The following is a 5,994-nucleotide window of genomic DNA, read 5'->3' as shown; positions in this document are numbered from 1 at the left end:
GCATACAGGGCAGCCCGTAGCTCAATACGAAGCTCTTTGCGCACTAGTTTAAATACATTAGCCGTAATTTTTCCTCCCGGATGGATTAGATAGCGTCCCATATTTTCCGACAGGTGAACTACCTTGTCGTCGGGAGTGACCAGTAGACTAGGCGGGGCGTAGCGCTCCACCATATGTTGGTGCAGCGTGCCGTAAGCGATGGGTTCACCCTCAGATTGGGGGGGCTCTACTTTCCGACCAATTCGGCTTCGGAGGGGAGGAAAGACCGGAAGATGCAGATCGGGCCCGGGCACGTTTCGCTTTCGGTACAGGCAGAGCTTTTTCTCTTCAGATATAAATAAGTCGGCATTTTCGGTAGTCTCGGAAGAGCCCAGCAGCAAGTAGCCGTCGGGAAGTAAAGCGTAGTGGAACAGCTCGAAAACATCGCGCTGAATGCTACGCTGAAGGTAGATTAGCAAGTTCCGGCAGACAATTAGGTTGAGGCGCGAGAAGGGCGGGTCGCCCAGTAGGTTGTGGGGAGCAAACACCACCATTTCCCGAATCTCCTTACGAATACGGTAGCCACCAGCTTCTTTTATAAAGAACCGTTTAATGCGCTCAGGGCTCACATCGGCGGTAATATCACCGGAGTAGAACCCTTCCCGAGCCTGCTGGAGGGAAGACTCGTGCAAATCAGTAGCAAAAATCTGAACTAAGGGCGGTAAGATTAACTGGGGAGCTTGCTCGACAAACAGCATCGCTAGCGAATAGGCCTCTTCGCCGGTAGCGCAGCCTACGCTCCAAACCCGAATACTCTCATTTGATCTTTTGTTAGCGAACAATTTGGGAATCACCTGCTTCTCCAGATGGCTATACACATCCGGGTCGCGAAAGAAACTGGTTACGGTAATTAGCAGATCGTCGGCTAGGGCCTGCACTTCCTCGGGCTGCTCCCGCAGTAGCGTCAGGTAGTCGGTAAGATGCTCTAGTTGATGGATTTGCATCCGGCGGGTAATACGGCGAAAAATGGTTGAAGATTTGTAGCGACTAAAGTCGCGCTCCGTACGGTTCTGTATCTGAGTAAATATTTTATGAATTGCCTGGGAGTAATTTTCCTCTAAAGCGCTTTTTACGGGCGGCTCTTCGTCCTGGGGTATTTCCACTTTAGGGTTGGTTCGGGCAAAGCGAATAATAGCTTCCGGCATTTCCTTTAATAACAGCACTTGGTCGGCTAGCCCAGTGGCAATGGCACTCTGGGGCATCCCGTCGAATTCGGCTTCGGTAGGGTCTTGCACAATCACCATACCTCCCTTGCCCTTAATTTCGCGAACTCCTAACGTGCCATCGGAACCCACTCCGGTGAGGATAACCCCAATAGCGTGATGGGGATGAGTGGTGGCTAGGGTGCGGAGAAAATGATCGATGGGGGCGCGCTTTATGCGCTGTTCCTCTAGTTTAGATAATCGCAGATGGGTATCAATAGTATCCAGATTGGCATTGGGGGGAATAACGTATATATGGTTAGGTTCAATAGGAACTGTTTCGGTAACCTGCTGCACCGGCATAGATACGTGCTTTTCTAACAGCTCGGCCAAATGGCTATCTTTTTTGGGGTTCAAATGCACCACGATGACAAACGCCAGGCCGCTATCCTTCGGGAAACCAGCAAAGAAAGATCGCAAAGCCGATAATCCTCCGGCTGAAGCTCCTATACCTACAATCGTAAAGCTGGGTGAATTAGAAGACGGCGGTGGTGTAGGGTCGTCCATTGGGGCGGAAGTCTTGGTAGCTATTTTACATTAGGTAGCTGATGATCCATTGATAAGATTAAGTATAAGGTGGTTAATAACCTATTTTCAGGGAATATAATTGCAGTGATGAGAAAGTAGGTTGAGGAAATGGTTAATATGTTCTAGTTAAACTCTATTTCATTATACTTCCCCGGCGGCACCAAGTGGGTGCCAACAACGACTGCGTTAGGACAGTGAGAAGGTATAGCAAAAAAAAGATAGCTTTCTTCCGGTACTATTGAAGTGGGCAAATTGAGAACATGAGGGGAAAAGGGATAGTTAAAAGACAAAATGAGCTACTTCAACTCCTAAATTGCCTACTTTACTGAGTAAAGCATCTCTTTGGGTAGTACAATAGGCTAACTAACTGCTCTGTTTATCTCTAACAAATACAATTGAAGTAAATGCGAAGGTTTATGCTATTGCTAGAGTTAGTAACTCGAACTATTCAACGCTCATACTCGTAGCTACTACTTTGTTTTCTTGAGCGCATGGTAAAGTTCCGAAGCTGTAAATACGCTTGCTCATCTTTATCTAAAATTTTGGAAAGTACACTAGCTACTTTGATTTCTTGCTGGTTACAGGCTAGCGTAAGAGCCTCCTGGCCAACAACCATCTCGTGGTATTTTACTTCTTGCAGTAGGTGTGCTATCGCTGAATTGGCTGTTTCAAGATTATTGTTCCCATGAGTAGAATGGTAAGCCTCTTTAGCATCGCGAAATAGATTCCGGACCGGACTGTAAGCTTCCTCCGATAGATAAATAGACAGTGAATTAGCCAATATTTCTAAAGCATCGCGTTGTTTGGCAGTACTTTCCTGTTGTTTAGCCAGAAAGCTACTGAGCTGGCCAAAGTGATTGTGCAGAGCCTGATAAGTATAATAGGCAATTTGTTGAGTTTTGGTATCGTACAATTCTTGCAGATAACATACAAATAGGTTCTGTTGGGATAGCTCCGTATATTTCATTAATGTGTTAATTACGCGGCAAAATAGTTTCTATCAATTTCATCAGTGCCATTACTGCGAGCGTCACCCCATGAGCCGCGAAGAATAATTGGTACGCCATCCGCTCGCCCGACAAGCCTACCTTCTAAATAGGGTTTCTCATAAATACGAGCATTAGTATTTTTAATTAAAAAAGTAAAAGAGGAGGGACTCCCCCCTCTATTACTACTACACAAACTAACCTAATCCTCATACTGAATCTTCTATAACATACATAAAGTGTGTTAGGTGACCTTCGTATTGTAATCATTCTCTACACTCACTTCGGTCTCAAAATCGCGAAGCTGTAAATACGCCTTTTCCTGCCCTTCTAACACATTTACTAGAGTACCAACTATAATGGGTTCCCTTAGCGTACGGGCTAAGGTTATTGCTCCCCGAACAATAGCTAATTCATGATGGATTACCCCTTGCAATACTTGAGCTATTATTGGCTCTACTGAGATAAATTCACTTTTACTTTGAGAATAGCGTTCAATTTGCTCAGCTTGATAAAGCAAACTTGGCACTATATTGTGAGTCTGTTGAGATGTGCGCCCCTTCCAAGTATCAATCAGTGTCTTTAAAGCTATATGTTGCTGAGAAACCTTCTCCTTTTGTTCGCTAAGAAAGTGGTTAAACTGATCAGAGTAGTCATAGTCAGTCCATTGAGTATAAAGCCGAATCTGCTTAGTTTTAATGTCTTTTAGCTCTCTTACGTAAGAAATAAGTAATTGTCGGCTCGAAGAAAAATCTAACATAATATATAGTACATTTAAATACGAAGAAATTTTGCACTGTCATGCTACGCCTCTATTTCAGTAGAGTAAACCGGTTCAGTACTTCGCCAATAAGTATTTAATAAGTTTTGAAGCTGCAAAAAAGCCTCACTATCCTCCAAAGAAATAGTAGCCAGCATATTAGCTATTTTTTGTTCCTTTATGCTATAGGCTAAGGTAATTGCTGACCGAGCGGTGGTTATTTCATACTGTTTTATACACTGAACAAGTTGCATTAGCAGTGGCTCAGCTAAGCCTATATCGCTTCCTGAAAGTTGAGCTACTTGATCTGCTTCGTGGAGCAAGCAATTTACCGGGCGACAGACTCCTCCTGGAAAAAGTACGTTAAAAACTCCCTCCAATGATTTAAGACTATCATACTGTTGTAACACTACTTGCTGCTGCTCTACCAAAAATGTTCTGAAGAGTTGATCGTAAGGAACACTAGCCCAATTAGCAAACATCTTTATTTGGCTAACTTTAGCGTTATGCAGCATTTGTAGATAGTAGTCTAGCAACTGATGCGGGGAAGTTATAGCCTTTAAATTTGATGTGCTCATGGAGATATACTTAGTTTTATTTTATCTAAATAAGGCTTCAACCCATCTACATCTTGAATGTGCTTTATATCTTCTACTGAAGCCTTTTTTCGGTAGCGACTAAACGATAGTTCTACAAATGCCTGATCAATTGCGTAGAGTTCTTGGCGACGTAGCCAAGTGTAGCGCTCTGCTACCATCTCTCCTATTTTGCGAATTGCGCAGGCTTGCTGCGCTAATAAGTAACGATCATTATTTTCAAATCCGGTCATACCTACTCGTAAATTTCATGTCCCTTCAAGCCGGGTGTTAATAACTATTTTTTGTGTTGCTTTCGATCTGCTAAATAGCCGATCAAAATTAAATATGAATTACCTAATGCTGATAAATAGCATATCAGCAGTGGTTTATTAAAAATCATATGTTTAGGCGTAATCCACCGGTAATTTAATGTCATCCAGATACGGCTTTAGGTCATCTGAATTATTAATATATTTAATTTCTTTTATTGATTTGAACTCTCGGTACTTCGTGAAAGAAAGTTCTACAAACAGTGGGTTTAACTCATAAAGCTCCATCCGATAGCGCGCTGTACTCCGCGTGGCCACCAACGTAGTGACACTCTTGATAATATTGGCTTGCTCAGTTAACGACAGTCGAGCGAAACCGGTTGGTTTAGATTCATTCATAAGTTCACTACTTCATACGTACTAAGTCCGCAAAAAAACGCTTGATGAACTTAGCTTTTCCTAAAAAAGGGGTGAGCAAACTCACAGAGGAGTGCTCAACCCGCAGTTTAAAAAATACCTCTTCTAATTTGAAGAGGTTGCGCCTTAAAAAAAATGAAATAAGGCACCCTCGCTTTTGTTTTTATCTAACGGAAAAGTAGTAGAAGCGGACATCAAAACCTAACGAAATGAAGGTTTTAAGGGGTAAAATACTGATTTATAAGGATGAATTTCTGACAGTATCACTACTTCTAGTGATAGGTTATTTGTATGAGTAATAAAACTATTTTTAGATTAGCGTGATAGCCTTCTTTGACATAGTTGCAAATATAATAAGGCTATCAGTAATAGCAATACTTTCAAAATCCGCTCGGTAGTAACTTTATCTTTTGAATAATTAAAGTTAGTTACCAGTTTGCTTACAAAAGCTTACTCCTTGCTAGTGTACCTATCAAAGCTACATACCTTAATCTATCTTAAAATAATTGACACGATTAATATTTTCGGATAGGCTAGTAAGCTACTTGACAATATTCTTTCAAAAAAGTTGAGTAAACTTTATAGTAAAAAATTAAAGGAAAAAAAATGCTAATGAAGAGCAGTCAGTAACTTGTTCATTACAACGAAATGCCTAATTATTAGTTCTAGTATTCATCCTACTGAAGATGAACTTTTGTCAATTTCACTAGAAATAGTGATAGGTTATTTACATAAAAAAATATAAATATCTTTATATTAAGCCGAGTTTGGTAGCAGTTTTTATTAGACCGGCAGTATTGCGAGCGTTAAGTTTTTTAATCAGGTTCTTCCGGTGAGTGAGTACGGTGTTGGTGCTAATAAATAGCATTTCCCCAATTTCCTCGTTAGTATGTTCCCGCCCAATTAGTGCTAGCACTTCTTGCTCGCGCTGGGTCAGCTTGGGTGGATTCTCTACGTTAGCCACTAAAGAGGGGCTGTGCACTTGCACTAAATAACTAGCTAGCTTCTGAGAGATTGCTTCACTGTAATAAGAATTGCCTTGACCCAACACTCTAATAGCACTAGGCAAATCTAAGTTCTGAGCGTCCTTTAACACGTAGCCCGAAGCTCCCGCCTGAATTACGTCCAGAATAAACTCTAATTGATCGTGCATGGACAGAATCAGGATTCGAGTATTGGGATAGGCTTCCTTTACTAGGCGGGTAGCCTCAATAC

The 5,994-nt window shown here is 41.9% G+C and carries 7 protein-coding genes; all 7 read right to left on the bottom strand.

Going from position 1 to position 5,994, the window contains the following annotated elements; genetic code table 11:
- Window positions 1–1,748: chemotaxis protein CheB (locus tag WBA23_RS13840; protein WP_424582869.1), on the bottom strand; the 1,748-nt coding region annotated here is incomplete at its 3' end.
- A 469-nt stretch (window positions 1,749–2,217) separates the two neighbouring features.
- Complete coding sequence (locus WBA23_RS13835) at window positions 2,218–2,736, bottom strand: DUF892 family protein (protein ID WP_424582868.1); 519 nt, start codon at window positions 2,734–2,736, stop codon at window positions 2,218–2,220.
- A 263-nt stretch (window positions 2,737–2,999) separates the two neighbouring features.
- Window positions 3,000–3,515, bottom strand: a complete 516-nt coding sequence (locus WBA23_RS13830) for a hypothetical protein (RefSeq protein ID WP_424582867.1) — start codon at window positions 3,513–3,515, stop codon at window positions 3,000–3,002.
- A 44-nt stretch (window positions 3,516–3,559) separates the two neighbouring features.
- A complete protein-coding gene (locus WBA23_RS13825) occupies window positions 3,560–4,093 on the bottom strand; it encodes a hypothetical protein (RefSeq protein ID WP_424582866.1) in 534 nt (177 codons plus the stop codon).
- Window positions 4,090–4,344: a hypothetical protein gene (locus WBA23_RS13820; protein WP_424582865.1), complete on the bottom strand. Its 255-nt coding sequence runs from the start codon at window positions 4,342–4,344 to the stop codon at window positions 4,090–4,092. The genes WBA23_RS13825 and WBA23_RS13820 overlap by 4 nt, the downstream gene beginning before the upstream one ends.
- A gap of 153 nt (window positions 4,345–4,497) precedes the next feature.
- Window positions 4,498–4,761, bottom strand: coding sequence for a hypothetical protein (locus tag WBA23_RS13815; protein WP_424582864.1), 264 nt, complete (start codon window positions 4,759–4,761; stop codon window positions 4,498–4,500).
- A gap of 769 nt (window positions 4,762–5,530) precedes the next feature.
- Window positions 5,531–5,994 (bottom strand): LuxR C-terminal-related transcriptional regulator (locus WBA23_RS13810; protein ID WP_424582863.1); only part of this gene is annotated, 464 nt, incomplete at its 5' end.

Origin of the sequence: Tunicatimonas sp. (assembly GCF_049647865.1) — a bacterium.
GTDB lineage: Bacteria > Bacteroidota > Bacteroidia > Cytophagales > Cyclobacteriaceae > Tunicatimonas.
This window is presented reverse-complemented; position numbering and strand designations above follow the sequence as displayed.

Coding starts and splice junctions, on each gene's coding strand:
- WBA23_RS13835 (WP_424582868.1), bottom strand. CDS start 2,736: ATGAAATATACGGAGCTATCCCAACAGAACCTATTTGTATGTTATCTG.
- WBA23_RS13830 (WP_424582867.1), bottom strand. CDS start 3,515: ATGTTAGATTTTTCTTCGAGCCGACAATTACTTATTTCTTACGTAAGA.
- WBA23_RS13825 (WP_424582866.1), bottom strand. CDS start 4,093: ATGAGCACATCAAATTTAAAGGCTATAACTTCCCCGCATCAGTTGCTA.
- WBA23_RS13820 (WP_424582865.1), bottom strand. CDS start 4,344: ATGACCGGATTTGAAAATAATGATCGTTACTTATTAGCGCAGCAAGCC.
- WBA23_RS13815 (WP_424582864.1), bottom strand. CDS start 4,761: ATGAATGAATCTAAACCAACCGGTTTCGCTCGACTGTCGTTAACTGAG.